The organism is Micromonospora alfalfae (assembly GCF_022230925.1).
GTDB classification, from domain to species: domain Bacteria; phylum Actinomycetota; class Actinomycetes; order Mycobacteriales; family Micromonosporaceae; genus Micromonospora; species Micromonospora alfalfae.
In genome coordinates this window covers 59831-76185 of the sequence record NZ_JAKKFH010000026.1, presented here as the reverse complement: position 1 = coordinate 76185, position 16355 = coordinate 59831, and the positions used below count along the sequence as shown (strand labels likewise).

The following is a 16355-nucleotide window of genomic DNA, read 5'->3' as shown; positions in this document are numbered from 1 at the left end:
GCCCCCCAAAGAATCCCGTTGGCGCCGACGGCCGTCCGTGCAGGACGCCCATCGGGCCGTCCCGCCGGGCCGTACCTGGGCCCGGTCTCGCCCAAGGAGATCAGTGGCATGAATGTGTGGAGAAGGCTAACCGGCCCACGCCGGGCCCTCGCGCTCGCCGGCGCGGGTGCCCTGGTCGCCGGTGGGCTCGTAACGATTCCGGTTACCGCGGCGCAGGCCGCGACGCAGTGCGACATCGCGTACACGAGCAACGACTGGCCCGGCGGTTTCACCGCGAGCGTCACCATCAAGAACGTCGGCGACCCGCTGAACGGCTGGACGCTGGGCTGGACCTTCGCCAACTCCAGCCAGCGGGTGCAGCAGGGCTGGTCGGCCACGTTCACCCAGTCCGGCAGCCAGGTCACCGCCCGGAGCATGTCCTACAACGGCACCCTGGCCACCGGCGCGTCGACGAGCATCGGCTTCAACGGCGCGTGGAGCGGCAGCAACCCGAAGCCGACCTCGTTCACCCTGAACGGTGTGGTCTGCAACGGTGGTACCACGCCGCCGACTAACCCGCCGACCGATCCTCCGACGGATCCGCCGACCGACCCGCCGACCGATCCGCCGACGGATCCGCCGACCACGCCGCCTCCCGGCGTCAAGGTCGACAACCCGTACGCCGGGGTGCGCGGGTACGTGAACCCGGAGTGGAAGGCCAAGGCGGACGCCGAGGCCGGCGGAAGCCGGGTCTCCAACAACCCCACCGCCGTCTGGCTGGACCGGATCGCCGCGATCAACGGCACGCCGGACAGCAGCTCCAACGGCGCCTTCGGGGTGCGGGACCACCTGGACGAGGCGCTGCGCCAGGGCGCCGGTTACATCCAGTTCGTGATCTACAACCTGCCCGGCCGGGACTGCTCGGCGCTCGCCTCCAACGGTGAGCTGGGCCCGGACGAACTGCCGAAGTACAAGTCCCAGTACATCGACCCGATCGCCGCGATCCAGGGTGAGTCGAAGTACAGCAGCCTGCGGATCGTCAACATCATCGAGATCGACTCCCTGCCGAACCTGGTCACCAACACGTCCGATCAGGCCGGCGGCACGGTCATGTGCGACACGGTCAAGGCCAACGGCGCGTACGTCAACGGTGTCGGCTACGCCCTCGCCAAGCTGGGCGCGATCGGCAACGTCTACAACTACATCGACGCCGGTCACCACGGCTGGCTCGGTTGGGACTCCAACTTCGTCCCGACCTCCAACATCCTGAAGACCGCCGCGGTCGCCTCCGGTAGCACTGTCAACAACGTGCACGGGTTCATCACCAACACCGCGAACTACTCGGCGCTGCAGGAGCCGTACTTCAAGGTCACCGACAACGTGAACGGCCAGACGGTGCGGCAGTCCAAGTGGGTCGACTGGAACTTCTACGTCGACGAGTTGTCCTTCGCCCAGGCGTTCCGCAACCAGCTGGTCTCGGTGGGCTTCAACTCCAACATCGGCATGCTGATCGACACGTCCCGCAACGGTTGGGGCGGCTCCGCCCGGCCCACCGGCCCGGGCGCGACGACCAGCGTGGACACGTACGTCAACGGAGGCCGCATCGACCGCCGGGCCCACCTCGGCAACTGGTGCAACCAGGCCGGTGCCGGTCTCGGCGAGCGGCCGCGGGCGAACCCGGCCACGGGTATCGACGCCTACGTCTGGGTGAAGCCGCCGGGTGAGTCGGACGGCTCCAGCAAGGAGATCCCGAACAACGAGGGCAAGGGCTTCGACCGGATGTGCGACCCGACGTACGGCGGCAACGCCCGCAACGGCAACAACCCGTCCGGAGCGCTGGCCAACGCACCGATCTCCGGTGCCTGGTTCTCCGCCCAGTTCCAGGAGCTCATGCGCAACGCCTACCCGGCGCTCTGATCGGGTAGCCCACGCACCAACCCGCTGCCAGTGGTTGGTGAGGCACTGTTGGCAGCAGGTTCCCCCCGGGTCCCCGGCTCGACCGTCACAGGTCGGGCCGGGGACCCCCCCTTGCCCCGATCAGGGCACTGTGCGTTCGATCGCCGCCCGGCCCTGCTCGGCCAGGTCACGGCGGGCCTTCTCCAGGTTTTCCGGTGTCAGATCCTGCCCGCGGGCCATCACCAGGTCCTCCGGCTCCCACTGCTGCTCGCCACCGGTGCGGATGTTGTCCCCGCCAGCGCCGGTGCCCGTCCCGGTCGCCCCGGTGCCGGCGGCGTACGGATCGCCGATCAGTTCGTCGGTGTCGGGTGCGAGGTCGTCCGGTCGGCTGCGGGGTTCGGCGAAGCCCGGAGTGTCCCGGTCCGGGCCACCTCCGGTCCGCAGCTGCGGCACGGTGGCGTCATCGTCCACCGCCGAGGCCACCTCGGGGCTGTCCTCCAGCGGCGGTTGGCGATCACGATCGGTCATGGTGCTGCCTCCTGTGTCCGACACGGTGCCTGATTTCCCCCACGTACCCCTTCGTGCCGCGCTCATGCCGCACCGCCCGGCGGTCGGGCCGGGCCGTGCTCATGCCGTGCGGTCAGGCGGTCAGGCGTCGGGCTGCTGCTCGTTCGGGGCCGGGGCTTCCGCTGGGCGCCACCACTGCCAGAGCAGCATGAGCAGCCCGAACACGAGCATCGCCAGCCCGGCCCACAGGTTGATCCGTACGCCCTCGGCCTTGTCGATCTCGGCCCGGCTGTCGAAGATGCCGATCAGCGTCACGATGACCCCGTACGCGACGAAGAGGCCACCGATCACCCGGCGGATGTCGAACAGCCGGGCCGCGGCGGAGCGCCGCTGCTCTGCCTGCGCCTCGTCGATCAGCGGGTCCTGTGCCGGCTGGCCATCGTTGCTCATCTGCCGACCCCTTTCCTTAGAAGACCGGGATGTAGAACAGGGCGGCCAGCGCGACCGCGATCAGACCGAGCAGCACCGGGGAGCGGTACCAGGCGGCGTCCCCGGCGAGCACGTCGCCCTTCAGGTCGACGCCGCCCATGCCGTACACCAACCCGCGCAACTCCTCGTCCCGCTTGGGCGAGGTGAGTGGAGTGACGATCGCGGCGACCACCACCGCCGTGACGAACGCCAGACCGGCGCCCCAGAAGCTCTCCTCCAGGTCGGAGTTGAAATCGATCACCCCGCCCTTGTAGAGCAGGTAGAGGCTCAGCGACACCAGGGTGCCCAGCAGCAGCGACCAGAAGCCGGCCAGCGCGCTCATCCGCTTCCAGAACATGCCGATGATGAAGGTGGCGAACAGCGGCGCGTTGAAGACGGAGAAGAGCGCCTGGATGTAGTTCATGATGTTGCTGAACCCGGCCGCGATGAACGCGGTGCCGATCCCGATCACCACGGCGGCGACAGTCGCCCACCGGCCGACTCGCAGGTAGTACTCGTCCGACCGGTCACGGCGGATGTACGCCTGCCAGATGTCGTAGGTGAAGACGGTGTTGAAGCCGCTCACGTTGGCCGCCATGCCGGCCATGAACGAGGCGAGCAGGCCGGTGACCGCCACCCCGAGCACGCCGTTGGGGAGCAGGTCGCGCATCAGCAGCGGGATGGCGTTGTTGTACTGCAGGTCGCCGCTCTCCGCGCCGAGGCCCTTCACGGTGACCAGGGCCACCAGGCCAGGGATGACGGTGACCAGGGGGATGAACAGCTTCGGGTACGCGGCGATGATCGGCGTACGCCGGGCGGCGCTCATGTTCTTGGCCGAGAGGGCCCGCTGCACCTCGGCGAAGTTCGTCGTCCAGTAGCCGAACGACAGCACGAAGCCGAGGCCGAAGACGATGCCGATCCAGTGCGCGCCCAGCGGGTTCGCGGTGCTGCCGGTGTCCTGCCAGGCGTGCAGCCCGGCCTCGCCGAGTTTGGTGTCGCCGACCGCGTCCATCAGGCCGTTCCACCCGCCGACCTTGACCAGGCCGATCACCGTGACCGGGATGAGGCCGGCCAGAATGACGAAGAACTGGAGCACCTCGTTGTAGATCGCCCCGGACAGGCCGCCGATGGTGATGTACGCCAGCACGATCGCCGCGCCGACCACGATCGCCGTCCAGAGCGGCCAGCCGAGCAGCGCCTGCATGACGAGGGCCAGCGCGTACAGGTTCACGCCGGCGATCAGCACCTGGGCTACGGCGAAGCTGATCGCGTTGAGCAGGTGGGTGGGGCGGTTGAACCGCAGCCGCAGGTACTCCGGCACGCTGCGGACCTTGGAGCCGTAGTAGAAGGGCATCATCACGATGCCCAGGAAGACCATCGCCGGGACCGCGCCGATCCAGTAGTAGTGGACCGTCATGACGCCGTACTGGGCCCCGTTGGCGGCCATTCCGATGATCTCCAACGCGCCCAGGTTCGCCGAGACGAAGGCGAGACCGGTCACCCAGGCCGGCAGGGAGCGGCCGGAGAGGAAGAAGTCGACGCTGGTCCGGATGGCCCGACGCGCGGCGAAGCCGACCCCGAGGACCGTGACGAAGTACAGCGCCAGGATCAGGTAGTCCAGGCCGTTCATGTTGAGCCGAAGACCGTCGCCGTCCATCCCGTCACCCCTCGTCCCGACGTCCACGCTGGTTGGTTCGCGCGCGCCCTATTACCCCGTCTGCGCGATTTCACTCCCGAAGGTGTCGGGACTGCCGTGTTCGGATCGTTCGGGCGGTCTGGTGGGCTCGGCGACGACCGGTACGCAAGCTGGCGCCCCGGCCGTTTCGGCCGGGGCGCCAGTGTTGCTCGGGTGGACTCAGCGACCGAGTACGCGGTCCAGGAAGTCCCGGTAGTTGCGGACCGCCATCCGCAGTTGCTCGGTGTCGGCGGAGCCGGCGTCCTGCCACCCGCCCAGCGTGTTCTTCTGGGCGGCCAGCGCCGAGGAGAGGGCCTGAATGGCCTCCTGCACCAGCGACTGCGCCTCGCCGGCAGCCGCCTGCGGGTCGTCGACGAAACGCAGCTGCACGTCTCGCCAGCGGTCCCGGAAGCCCTGCGCGGTGTCCGCGTCGAGGAGCGTGGCCGGCTCGGCCGCGACTGTCGACCCGGCGGGTCGGGACGTTCCGGCCGACTCCAGCGTGGGGCTGGTGTCGTCGCCGGGGACCGGTTCGCCGTCCGCGTCCGGGTCGACCATCTCCGGGGTCGCGCTGCCGTAGCCGGCCGCGCCCGCCGCGGCGGCGTCCCGGTCACCGGTCAGATCGACGCGCCGCTCGGGGTCGCCGTCAGTGCTCCCCGGGGGGATGACGGTCCGCGCGGACGTGTCAGCGTCGGTGCTGTCGTCGAGGTCGGTGCGGTCGTCGACGTCCGCACTGTCGTCGACGTACGCGTCGCGACGGTGCAGCTCCGCTGTCGGGTCGGCGCGCAGACCCTCCCGCTCACCATCCTCGGCGCCATCGCCCGGCTGGGCGGTCCGCTCGGCCCGGGGGTCCGGCTGATCCTGCGGACGCGGGCTGGCCAGCGCGGAGGCGGCCACCGCGTCGGCCACAGTGGTCGCGCCGAACGTCGTCGGCAGCGGCCCCGGCTCGTGGAAACCGCCCTCGTCGGTGGACCGGTCGTCGCGCCGGTGGCGCGGGTCGGAGTCGTCGGTCAGCTCGTCGTCGGCCCTGTCGTACGCGGCATCCCGGTCGGTGTCGTCGGACCGCTCGGTGTCGTCGGCCCGGTCGGTGTCGTCGGCCCGGTCGGTGTCGTCGGCCCGCTCGTGGTCGGCGGCCTGGTCGTCGAAGGTGCCCCGGTCGTCGAGGGCGTCCTCCGGGACGTCGGAGCGGCCGGCCCGGTCGCCGGCCGGGGGTACCGGCACGGGCGCGGACCGGACTGCCTCCGGGTGGTCGTTGCTCACCTGCTGCTCTTCCTGGCGCATCGGTGGCCTCCTCAGCGGCTCGTGGCGTCGTGGTCCGGGTGGTGGCGCTGTTCGGGCGTGTGGTGGCCGACCGGCTCCTCGCCCAGCAGGTCGGCGAAGAGTGCGCGGTAGTGCACGACCGCCTGCCGCAGCTCCTCGGTGTTGGCCTCGCCACGGGAGTTGCGCAGATGGATCTCGTGCGCGTCCCGGTAGTTGGTCAGGGTGCGGGCGTGCTCGACGGAGAGGTGGGCGATCTGGTCGGAGAAGTCACCGGTCGGGTAGCCCTGCTCCTCGATGAGCCGCGTGACCAGTTCGTCAGCGTCACCCACTGTCTCGCCGGGGGAGTCGATGAAGCGGACCTGGAGTTCCTCCCAGGCGGCGGCGTACCGGGCCCGGGACTCCGGGGTGAGTGGGGTGAGCGTGAGCTCGGCATGCCGGCGTTCCCGGTCGCGCAGTTCGCGCTCCGCGGCGGACCGGCTGTCCTGTTCCGCCACCACCCGGTCGTACTCCGGTCCGAACCGGTTGCGCAGGGCCCGGCGGTTGTTGAGCGAGCGGGCGGCCACGGCCAGCACCGCGACGATCACCAGCACGACGAGCACGATGACGACTATCTGCGTGGGCGACATGGGCTCCTCCTTCGTCATCTGCTATTCCCTCCACGCAGTGATCGCCAATCCCGATCCGAGACACTTTCCTGACGAGGGGCGCAACTACTCACCGGCCCAAACCTGATTCATCCCAGAAGAGGCGCTTGGGCGGTGACGACACGGGCGGTAGTGAAACAGCCTCCGATTACGTATCCTGCCCAAGGCGCCCGCGCCGGTGCCCGGCGACGCGGCCGGGCGCGCAACCGGCAGGCGCGGTGCCCGGCGGTGCCGGCACCCCTCCTGCCACCCTGTACGGGCGAGGTCTGATGAAAACCCGCGACTGGCCGATCCGCTCGAAGCTGACCGCGTTGGTCGTAGCGCCGGTGACCGCGCTCCTGGCGCTGTGGATCTTCGCGACCACGTTGACCTTCGGCCCCGCCCTGAACCTGCTCTCCGCCCGCACCCTGCTGTACGACCTGGGTCGCCCCGGCGAGACAGTGGTCACCGAGCTGCAACGGGAGCGCCGACTCTCGGTGGTGCAGCTCGCCGGCAGTACCGAGCTGCCCGCCCTCGCCGAGCAGCGCGGACGCACCGATCGGGCGGTCGCCGAGCTGCGCCGCCGGGTGGACGGGGAACCGCTGCGCGACGCCGCTGACGACCTGCTGGAAACGCGGGTCGACCAGTTGGTCAACGCCCTGGCGGCGCTACCCGACGGGCGGAAGTTCATCGACGAGCGCAAGGTGGACCGGGCCGGCGCGATTGGCCTGTACAGCGGCATGGTCGCCGCGGCCTTCCAGGCGTTCGCCGGCATGGCGACCCTGACCGACCCGGACATCAACCGGCAGGCCCTGGCGCTCACCGCGCTGGGTCGTTCCCGGGAGCTGCTCGGCCAGAGCGACGCGCTGCTGGCCGGCGCGCTGACCGCCGGACGGTTCGCCGAGGGGGAGCACACCCAGCTCGTACAGGCCATCGGCAACCAACGGTGGCTCACCGAGAGCGCCGTGGCCGACCTGCCCGAGAGCAGCCGGGTCGCGTACCAACGGCTGACCGAGAGCGAGGCGTTCACCAGGCTGCGCAGCATGCAGGACGCGCTTGTCGTACCCAACCGGTCCGGTCGGCCGACGGTCGACGCGGCGGCCTGGCAGGCCAGCCAGGACGCGGTGCAGCAGCAGTTGCGGGACTTCGAACTGTCCGAGGCCGACGCGCTGACCGACCGTTCGGTGCCGATGGCGGTCCGGATCCTGGTGCGGCTGGCCGCCGCCGGCGTGCTCGGGCTCGTCGCGGTGGTGGTCTCGGTGCTGGTGGCGCTGCGGGTCGGCCGCACCCTGGTCCGGCGGCTCAGCGGCGTCCGCACCGCCGCGCTGGAGCTGGCCGAGCACCGGCTGCCCGACGTGGTGGCCCGGCTGCGCCGTGGCGAGCAGGTCGACGTCGCCCGGGAGGCACCGCCGCTGGAGTACGGCCACGACGAGATCGGCGAGGTCGGGCGGGCCTTCACCGAGGTGCAGCGCACCGCCGTCCAGGCCGCGGTGGACGAGGTCACCCTGCGTCGCGGGCTCAACGAGGTCTTCCTCAACATCGCCCGCCGCAGCCAGAGCCTGGTGCACCGCCAGCTGCACCTGCTGGACCGGATGGAGCGGCGTAGCGAGGACCCGGACGAGCTTGCCGAGCTGTTCCAGGTCGACCACCTGGCCACCCGGCTGCGCCGGCACGCCGAGGATCTGGTCATCCTCGCCGGCTCCGCGCCCGGCCGGGGTTGGCGGAACCCGGTGGCGATGGTCGACCTGATCCGCGGCGCGATCTCCGAGGTCGAGGCGTACGAGCGGGTGGACGTCAAGGCCGTGCAGCCGGCCGGCGTGCTGGGGCGGTCGGTCGGCGACATCATCCACCTGCTCGCCGAGCTGGTCGAGAACGCCACCGCCTTCTCCCCGCCGGACACCCGGGTCACAGTCACCGGGGCGCAGGTGGCCAACGGGTACGCCCTGGAGATCACCGATCAGGGGCTGGGCATGTCCGACGCGGCACTGGAGACCGCAAACACCCGACTGGCCAGCTCGCCCGAGTTCGACCCGGCGCAGAGCGCCCGACTCGGCCTGTTCGTGGTGGCCCGGCTGGCGGCCCGGCACGGCGTACGGGTGGGGTTGCGCCCATCCGGGGAGGGTGGTGTGACCGCCGTGGTGCTGATCCCCGGTGACCTGGTCACCACCGAGCCGCCGGCCGGCCCCGACCCCGCCACGCTCGGTACCGCGTCTGCCGACCCGAGCCGGCGGCTGGCCCGGACGGCGCGCCGGGGCACCGTGACCCGCCCCCGTACCCGCCCGCCGACGGCCCCGTCCGCCAGCACAGCCCCGCCCGCCCCACCCGGCGGAGCGCCGACCTCGGCCATCGCGCCTGCCAACGGGCGCGACGAGGGGTCGGCGACCCCCGACGAGCCGGACGACGAGCTGGATGGTCTGCCCCGCCGGGTGCGACGTCGTACCCCGGCGGCGGCCCAGCCCCGGTCGACAGTCACCGACACGCCGTCGCCCCGCTCGCCCGAGGAGGTCCGTCAGGTGATGGCGGCGCTCCAGGCCGGCACGGCGCGCGGACGCGCCACCGCCATCACCCCGGCGGCGCCAACCGGCCCGGCGGCGCCAACCGGCCCGGCCGCCCCCACCGACCCGCCGACGACCCCCGAACCCCCGACCGTGACTGAGAGGGACGCCTAGTGCGGCATTCGACGAAGCAGAGCGCCGGCCTGGACTGGTTGCTCGACGAACTGGTGCAACGGGTACCGGCCGCCCGCGAGGCGGTGGTGCTCTCCGCCGACGGCCTGCTGCTCGGCTGCTCGGCCGAGTTGGAGCGCTCCGACGCCGAGCACCTCTGTGCGCTCGCCGCCGGCTTCTCCAGCCTCGCCCGAGGCGCCAGCCGGCACGTGGACGGCGGCCCGGTCCGGCAGACAGTGGTGGAGATGGAGGCGGCGTACCTCTTCGTCACCGCAGCCGGGCAGGGTGCCTGCCTGGCGGTGGTGAGCGACGCCGACGCGGACATCGGACTGGTCGCGTACGAGATGGCGATGCTGGTGATCCGGGTGGGGGAGAGCCTTGCCGCGCCGGCCCGATCGGCAGCGGGTGCCGGAGATGCGGACTGAGCCGCCCGGGCCGCAGCACGAGTGGCTGGACGGTGAAGCCGGCCCGGTGATGCGCCCGTACACGCTCACCGGAGGCCGGGTACGCGCCGCCGTCGACGATTTCAACCTTGTCGCGTTCGTGCTGGCTGGTTCGGACGTCGACGCGACGAGCCAGTCGCATCTGCCGCCGGAGCATCGACGGCTGGTCACGTTGGCCCACCGGCCGGTGTCAGTGGCCGAACTCGCAGCCGAGCTGGACCTCGCGGTCGGCGTGGTCCGGGTACTGCTCGGTGATCTCCTCGCCGAGGGCCTGGTCGCTGTGCACGAGCCGCCGCCCGCCGGCATCCTTCCCGACGACGACATCCTCAAGGCGGTGGTCAGTGGACTCCGTGCGCTATGACCAGGTGGGCACCAGCACCACCATCCCGCTGGCCCTGAAGATCCTCATCGCGGGAGGCTTCGGGGCTGGCAAGACGACATTGGTGAGCGCCCTGAGCGAGGTACGTCCGTTGCAGACCGAGGAGGTGCTCACCGGTGCCGGGATCGGCACCGACGACATCTCCGGCGTGGAGGGCAAGTCCACCACCACCGTGGCAATGGACTTCGGCCGGATCACCATCAACGACGACCTTCAGGTCTACCTGTTCGGCACGCCGGGCCAGGACCGGTTCTGGTTCCTCTGGGACGAGCTGGCCTTCGGCGCGCTCGGCGCGGTGGTGCTCGCCGACACCCGGCGGTTGGCCGACTGCTTCCCCTCCATCGACTACTTCGAGCAGCGGGGAATCCCGTTCGTGGTGGGCGTGAACTGTTTCGACGACTCCCGCCGGTTCAACCTGGAGACCGTACGCCGAGCGCTCGACCTGGACCCGGACGTGCCGATGGTGCTCTGCGACGCCCGGGACCGGCAGTCCGGAAAGATGGTGTTGATCTCTCTGGTGGAGCACGTCGCCCGACAGCGGGGTGAGCCGGTGCCGGCGGCCTGAGATCCGGGCCGGAAAGCCGGTTAACGGACGGGCAACGCGGGCAGCCTCTGGTTGGATCGACGAAGGATGCCGGCGGAGGAGTTGGGCGTGAGTGGTAATGGTGAGGTCGTCCACATCGGGGGTTACACAGCGCAGAGCGGCGGGCGGGGCAGCGGCATCGTCGCCGCTCGTCGCGACCCGAGGACCGGGGCGCTGACCCCGCTCGGCACTGTGGCGGTCACCCCGTCCCCCTCCTTCCTGGCGCGGCACCCCACCCAGCCGGTGCTCTACGCGGTCAACGAGCTGACAGACGGCGAGATCAGCGCCTGGCAGGTCGGGGCGGACGGCGCGCTGGACCCAGTCGGCAGTCGGTCGACCGGCGGGGCCGAGCCCTGCCACCTGGCGGTGCTGCCCGGCGGGAGTCACCTGCTGGCGGCCAACTACGGCAGCGGCAGCATCGCGGTCTTCCCGCTCGACAGGCAGGGCGTGCCGGGCGAGCGCACCGACCTGGTGGTGCACGAGGGGCACGGCCCCGACCCGGAGCGCCAGGACCACGCCCACGCCCACATGGTCTCGCCCGGGGCGGGCCACGGGCCGATCTTCGGTGTGGATCTCGGCACCGACTCGGTCTACCGGTACGACCTGGACGAGGCGACCGGACGACTGGTGCCGCGTGCGCCCCGGATGCGTACGAAGCCCGGCACCGGCCCCCGGCACCTGGCCCGGCACCCCGACGGACGGCGCTGCTACCTCGTCGGTGAGCTGGACGCCTCGGTCACCGCCTACGAGCTGACCGACGACGGCGCGTTGCACCAGCGTGGGCGGGTCGAGGCGAGCGAGCGCGCCGGTCACGTCCAGCCGTCGGAGGTCACTGTCGCCCCGGACGGCCGGTTCCTCTACGTCGCCAACCGTGGGGTGGGAACCGTGGCGGTCTTCACCCTGGCCGGAGAGCTGCCCGAGCTGGTGGCCGAAGTGGACACCGGCGGGGAGTGGCCCCGGCACTTCGCCCTCATCGGGGAGCACCTCTACGTCGCCGACGAGCGGGCGGACATGGTGCGGGTGTTCCGTCGCGACGTCGACACCGGTGTCCTGGAGGCGGTCGGCGAGCCGGTGCCGGTGCCGAGCCCGACGTGCGTACTGCCCTGAACGATGACTTAGAGACGTGAGGGCGATACTTATTTGGCAACGCCGCGAGGCTGCCCCGTCACTCTGTGTTGCAAAAAAGTGGTCAACTGTTTCTCCTCCGTAACTTTAGTCCGAACGGATGTGGCAGAGACGGCACCTAGTACGCAAGATGGTCACCGTGTCAGCAGGCCGCCATCGCATGCGTTCGAAACTCCACCTAGCCGCCGCCGCCGCAACGGCGGGGGTGCTCGTCGTGACGACGGGCGCGTGGTTCGGCTACCAGGAGTTGATTCAGCCCAGCTGCTCGGGCGAGATCCGACTCGCCGTGGCGGTCGCCTCCGAACTCGCGCCAGCGGTGGACGCCGCCGCGTCCCAGTGGGTCAAGGATGGCGCGGCGGTGGGCCCGACCTGCATCCGCGTCGACGTGTCCGCGTCCGACCCGGTCGACGTGGCGGCCGTGGTGGCGGCCAAGCACGGTGCTGTGCTGGCCGGTGTGGGGCAGGCCAGTGGCACCGCCGTCAGCCCGGACGTCTGGGTGCCCGACTCCTCGACCTGGCTGCTGCGGTTGAAGAAGGACGCGACGGCGTTCGCTCCGACCAACGGTCAGTCCATCGCGCGCAGCCCGATCGTCGTCGCGATGCCCGAGCCGATCGCCACCCGGCTGGGCTGGCCGGACAAGAAGTTCAACTGGACCGACCTGCTCAAGCAGGTAAACAACACCAGCGCGCCGCTGCGGACCGGGATCGTCGAGCCGACCCGCGACGCGGCGGGTCTGTCCGGTCTGCTCTCGCTGACCGCCGCCGCGAACGGTGCCGGCGGCGACGCCCAGCGCAACACGGTCGGCGCGCTCCGCGCACTGGCCACCGGGCGGTCCTCGCTCCGCAACGACCTGCTGGCCCGCTTCCCCACCGCCAACGATTCGACGTCCATCGCCAGCGGTCTCGGCGCGGCGGCCCTGTCCGAAGAGGACGTGATCGCGTACAACAGCAAGAAGCCGCCGGTGCCGCTCGCCGCGCTCTACATGGAGCCGGCGCCGATGCCGCTGGACTACCCGTACGCGGTGCTGCCCGGCATCGAGCCGAGCAAGGCGTCGGCGGCCAAGGTGCTGTTCGAGCTGCTCACCAGCCCGACCTTCCGTAACCGGCTCGCCGCGCAGTCGCTGCGCGCGCCGGACGGCAACTGGGGTGAGGGTTTCAAGGCGCCGCAGGGCGCTCCGAGCCCGTCCGGCGGCGCGCCGACCGCACCGGCGAACGGCGGCACCGCGGCGGGTGGCCTCGACCCGGCCGCCATCCAGCGGGTCGTCTCCAGTTGGTCGATCGCCACGCAGTCCGGTCGGATGCTCGCCGTCATCGATGTCTCCGGCTCGATGAAGGACCCGGTGCCCAGCGCCAACAACCGCAGCCGGGAGGAGGTCACCGTCGACGCGGCTCGTCGCGGCCTCGGTCTCTTCGACGACTCCTGGTCGATCGGCCTGTGGACCTTCTCCACCAAGCTCGTCGGCAACCGGGACTACCGGGAGCTGGTCCCGATCGGGCCGCTCTCCGGCCAGCGGGCCCAGTTGGAGGGCGCGCTCGCCACCGTGAAGCCGTCCAGCGGCGACACCGGCCTCTACGACACCATGCTGGCGGCGTACCAGGCGGTGCAGGAGAACTGGCAGCCCGGCCGGGTCAACTCGATAGTGCTGTTCACCGACGGCAAGAACGAGGACGACAACGGCCTCAACCAGCAGCAACTGCTCGGCAAGCTCAAGCAGATCGCCGACCCGGAGCGGCCGGTCCAGGTCATCATGATCGGTATCGGCGAGGGCGTCAGCAAGGCGGAGCTGGAGTCGATCACCAAGGTGACCGGTGGCGACGTCTTCGTCACGAAGGACCCGAGCGAGATCGGCAGCATCTTCCTCAGCGCCATCGCACGGCGTCCGCCAGCGCCGCGCTGATCCGACGCTCAGACGTCAAGGGGCCTGCCGTACCGTCGATTCGGTGTGGCAGGCCCCTTTTCGGTCACGAGGTTGTTGAAGAAAAGTGACGGCAATACGTCGGAAGCAATCGGCAGTCATAGTTGTCAAGGCAGGATGTCGACTGTTCCGGCATTGTCGGTCCGCCTCCGGTCCGAGCCGTCGGCCGGGGCCATCCTGTACAGAGTGGGAGGGCCGGTGAGCGTGGCGACACTGTTGACCCCCGCCACGTCGGCGGAGCCGGACGGTCGACGCGCCGGGTTTGTGGCGCGCGCCGACGAACGGTCCTACGTCCGCGTTCTGGTGGTGCTGGACACCACCATCCTCATCATCGCGCTGCTGATCGGGTACGTCGCCCGATTCGGTGACGACGAGCCGACCGGCTCGGAGATCCCGTACGTGCTGGTCGCCCCCGGGTTGGTGCTGGCCTGGCTGATCTCGCTCAAGGCGCTCGGTTGCTACGACGACCGGGTGATCGGCTACGGGGCGGACGAGTACCGGCGGGTCAGCTCCGCCAGCCTGCGGCTGGCCGGGGCGATCGCCATCATCGGCTACATCGCCGACGTCGGCGTCTCCCGGGGCTTCCTGGGCATCTCCTTCGCGGTGGGCACCGTCGGGCTGGAGGTGGCGCGGTTCGCCGCCCGCAAGCGGCTGCACCGGGCCCGCTCGCTGGGCGCCGGCTGGTCGCGCAAGGTGCTGGTGGTCGGTGACACCGCCCACGTGTTGGAGTTGGTCCACACGCTGCGCCGTGAGCCGTACGCCGGCTACCAGGTGGTGGGCGCCTGCATCCCGGACGCGCTGCTCGCGCCGGTGGCGCAGCGGCTGGGTGACGTGCCGGTGGTGGGGTCGTTCCGGGGCATCCCGGAGGCTGCCACAGCGATCGGCGCGGACACTGTCGCGGTGACCGCCTCCGGTGAGCTGACCGCGACCCGCCTGCGCCGCCTCGGCTGGCAGTTGGAGGGGACCGGCATCGATCTGGTGGTGGCACCCGCGCTGACCGACGTCGCCGGCCCGCGCATCCACACCCGCCCGGTCGCCGGCCTGCCGCTGATCCACGTCGAAGCGCCCGAGTTCCGCGGCGTCCGCAAGCTGGTGAAGGGTCTCGTCGACCGGTCCGTCTCGTCGCTGGCGCTGGCGGTGCTGTTGCCGCTGATCGCGTTCATCGCGCTGGCCATCAAACTGGACAGCCGGGGCCCGGTGCTGTTCCGACAGGTCCGGGTCGGCCGGGGCGGGCAGGAGTTCGGCGTGTTCAAGTTCCGCACCATGGTGGTGAACGCGGACGCGCTGTTGGCCGAGCTGACAGCGCGCAACGAGACCGACGGCCTGATGTTCAAGATGCGCCACGACCCCCGGGTCACCCGCGTCGGCCGGCTGCTGCGCAAATGGTCACTGGACGAGCTGCCGCAGCTGGTCAACGTGCTGCTGGGGCAGATGAGCCTGGTCGGGCCCCGCCCGCCGCTGCCCTCGGAGGTGGCCCGCTACGACGGCGACGTGGCCCGGCGGCTGCTGGTCAAGCCCGGCATGACCGGCCTGTGGCAGGTCAGTGGCCGCTCCGACCTGAGCTGGGAGGACGGCATCCGGCTCGACCTCTACTACGTGGAGAACTGGTCCCTCGCCGCCGACCTCACCATCCTCTGGAAGACCTTCGGCGCGGTGCTCAACGGCCGCGGCGCCTACTGACCACCGCTCACGCCTGCGGGCCGGTCCAGTCCAGGCAGACGACCACCGCGTCGTCGACCAGGTCACCGGCCACGAACGCGCGCAGATCACCGATCAGCGACCGGACGGCGTCCAGGGGTGCCATCGGCCCGGTCCGCCGCAGGAACCGATCCAGTGCCGTCTCGCCGTAGCGCACGTGCTGACCGGTGGCCTCCACCACCCCGTCGCTGACCACGAAGACCCGGTCGCCGTGCTCCAGCGGGAACTTCTGCTCGTGGTAGTCGGTCGCCTCGAACATGCCCAGCGGGAACTGCGCCTCCAGCGGTTGCTCGGCGACGTCGCCGTCGCGGAGCAGGACCAGCCGGGGCGAACCGGCGTCCACCACTGTCATCATCCCGGAGCGCAGGTCCAGCTCCATCAGCAACGCGGAGAGGTGCTGTTCGCCCCGGTACAGGTCGTAGATGGCCTGATCGGCGAGGGCGGCCTGGTCGGCCAGGCTCAGCCCGGCCCGACGCGCGTTGCGCAGCGCGTGGGTGGCCAGCGAGGTGAGCAGGGAGGCGGCCACGCCCTCACCGGTGCCGTTGATGGTGGACAGCCAGAGCCGTTCCCCGTCGTCGGACCAGTCGAAGCTGTCGCCGCGCACCGCGTACGCCGGCTCCAACTGCCCGGCCAGGCTGAACGAGGGGCGGATCCGGCTGCGGCCGGGGAGCAGGTCCCACTGCATCTCGGCGGCCAGGGTGAGGCGTTGGGTGCGTCGGGCCGCCCGATAGACGTCGGTGCCGGCGGAGACCGCCGCCACCTCGTGGGCGAGCGCGGTGGCGATGTCGGCCAGGTCGGCGACGACCTCCCGGTCGTCCGGAACGGGCGAGAGGCACAGCACACCTCGACGCTCGCCACGCATGGTGACCGGGAACCAGGCGGTGCCGTCGATCAGTATCGGCGACTGGTGGTCGAAGGCACGCCAGGCCGGGTGCCCGGGGCTCGTGATCGAGTCACCGTCGGTGAGTGGCAGGAGCTCCGCGAGTCGGTAGTCGACCTGATAGAGCTCGACGTCGGTGATCCCGTACGACTGGGCGAGCACGTCCCCGATGCCACCGACGAGCCGGTCCGCTGGTGTCTCGTTCAGGGCACGTCGTGCCCGATTGACCGGTTCGCTCATCGTCACTCCCTCGCTGAAAGC

14 protein-coding genes are annotated in these 16355 nt (G+C 70.9%); 8 read left to right on the top strand and 6 right to left on the bottom strand.

Features of this window, described 5'->3' with window-relative positions:
- Positions 1–108 precede the first annotated feature (108 nt).
- Positions 109–1896 (top strand): glycoside hydrolase family 6 protein, encoded by a 1788-nt coding sequence (locus MED01_RS22235; protein ID WP_238670494.1) that lies wholly within the window; start codon positions 109–111, stop codon positions 1894–1896.
- Between the two features lie 120 nt (positions 1897–2016).
- On the opposite strand, the gene MED01_RS22230 is transcribed toward MED01_RS22235, so the two are convergent.
- From MED01_RS22230 to MED01_RS22210, 5 genes are all read right to left on the bottom strand, one after another.
- Positions 2017–2403, bottom strand: a complete 387-nt coding sequence (locus tag MED01_RS22230) for a hypothetical protein (protein WP_238670492.1) — start codon at positions 2401–2403, stop codon at positions 2017–2019.
- Positions 2404–2523: 120 nt separating this feature from the next.
- The gene (locus MED01_RS22225; RefSeq protein ID WP_238670491.1) at positions 2524–2832 is read right to left on the bottom strand and encodes a hypothetical protein; all 309 of its coding nucleotides are present in this window, start codon (positions 2830–2832) and stop codon (positions 2524–2526) included.
- A 16-nt stretch (positions 2833–2848) separates the two neighbouring features.
- Complete coding sequence (locus MED01_RS22220; RefSeq protein ID WP_238670490.1) at positions 2849–4507, bottom strand: sodium:solute symporter family protein; 1659 nt, start codon at positions 4505–4507, stop codon at positions 2849–2851.
- Positions 4508–4705: 198 nt separating this feature from the next.
- A complete protein-coding gene (locus MED01_RS22215) occupies positions 4706–5803 on the bottom strand; it encodes a hypothetical protein (protein ID WP_238670489.1) in 1098 nt (365 codons plus the stop codon).
- 11 nt (positions 5804–5814) lie between these two features.
- On the bottom strand, positions 5815–6408 hold the full coding sequence (locus MED01_RS22210) for a hypothetical protein (protein ID WP_238670584.1): 594 nt from the start codon (positions 6406–6408) through the stop codon (positions 5815–5817).
- Positions 6409–6695: 287 nt separating this feature from the next.
- On the opposite strand from MED01_RS22210, the gene MED01_RS22205 reads away from it, so the two are divergent.
- The 7 genes from MED01_RS22205 to MED01_RS22175 all read left to right on the top strand — a co-directional run bounded on the left by MED01_RS22205 (position 6696) and on the right by MED01_RS22175 (position 15196).
- On the top strand, positions 6696–9074 hold the full coding sequence (locus MED01_RS22205; RefSeq protein ID WP_238670488.1) for a nitrate- and nitrite sensing domain-containing protein: 2379 nt from the start codon (positions 6696–6698) through the stop codon (positions 9072–9074).
- Positions 9074–9496, top strand: coding sequence for a roadblock/LC7 domain-containing protein (locus tag MED01_RS22200; protein WP_112584065.1), 423 nt, complete (start codon positions 9074–9076; stop codon positions 9494–9496). The genes MED01_RS22205 and MED01_RS22200 overlap by 1 nt, the downstream gene beginning before the upstream one ends.
- Positions 9486–9875 (top strand): DUF742 domain-containing protein, encoded by a 390-nt coding sequence (locus tag MED01_RS22195; protein ID WP_238670485.1) that lies wholly within the window; start codon positions 9486–9488, stop codon positions 9873–9875. The genes MED01_RS22200 and MED01_RS22195 overlap by 11 nt, the downstream gene beginning before the upstream one ends.
- Positions 9856–10458 (top strand): GTP-binding protein, encoded by a 603-nt coding sequence (locus MED01_RS22190; RefSeq protein ID WP_091405745.1) that lies wholly within the window; start codon positions 9856–9858, stop codon positions 10456–10458. Before MED01_RS22195 ends, MED01_RS22190 begins: the two co-directional genes overlap by 20 nt.
- 66 nt (positions 10459–10524) lie before the next feature.
- Entirely contained in the window at positions 10525–11583 is a 1059-nt protein-coding gene (locus MED01_RS22185) for a lactonase family protein (protein ID WP_274526071.1), read from the top strand.
- A 157-nt stretch (positions 11584–11740) separates the two neighbouring features.
- The gene (locus MED01_RS22180; RefSeq protein WP_238670482.1) at positions 11741–13498 is read left to right on the top strand and encodes a substrate-binding domain-containing protein; all 1758 of its coding nucleotides are present in this window, start codon (positions 11741–11743) and stop codon (positions 13496–13498) included.
- Between the two features lie 216 nt (positions 13499–13714).
- On the top strand, positions 13715–15196 hold the full coding sequence (locus tag MED01_RS22175) for a sugar transferase (protein ID WP_372493698.1): 1482 nt from the start codon (positions 13715–13717) through the stop codon (positions 15194–15196).
- A 7-nt stretch (positions 15197–15203) separates the two neighbouring features.
- Here the strand turns inward: MED01_RS22175 and MED01_RS22170 are convergent, their stop codons facing one another.
- Positions 15204–16334, bottom strand: a complete 1131-nt coding sequence (locus tag MED01_RS22170; RefSeq protein WP_238670481.1) for a PP2C family protein-serine/threonine phosphatase — start codon at positions 16332–16334, stop codon at positions 15204–15206.
- Positions 16335–16355: the final 21 nt, after the last annotated feature.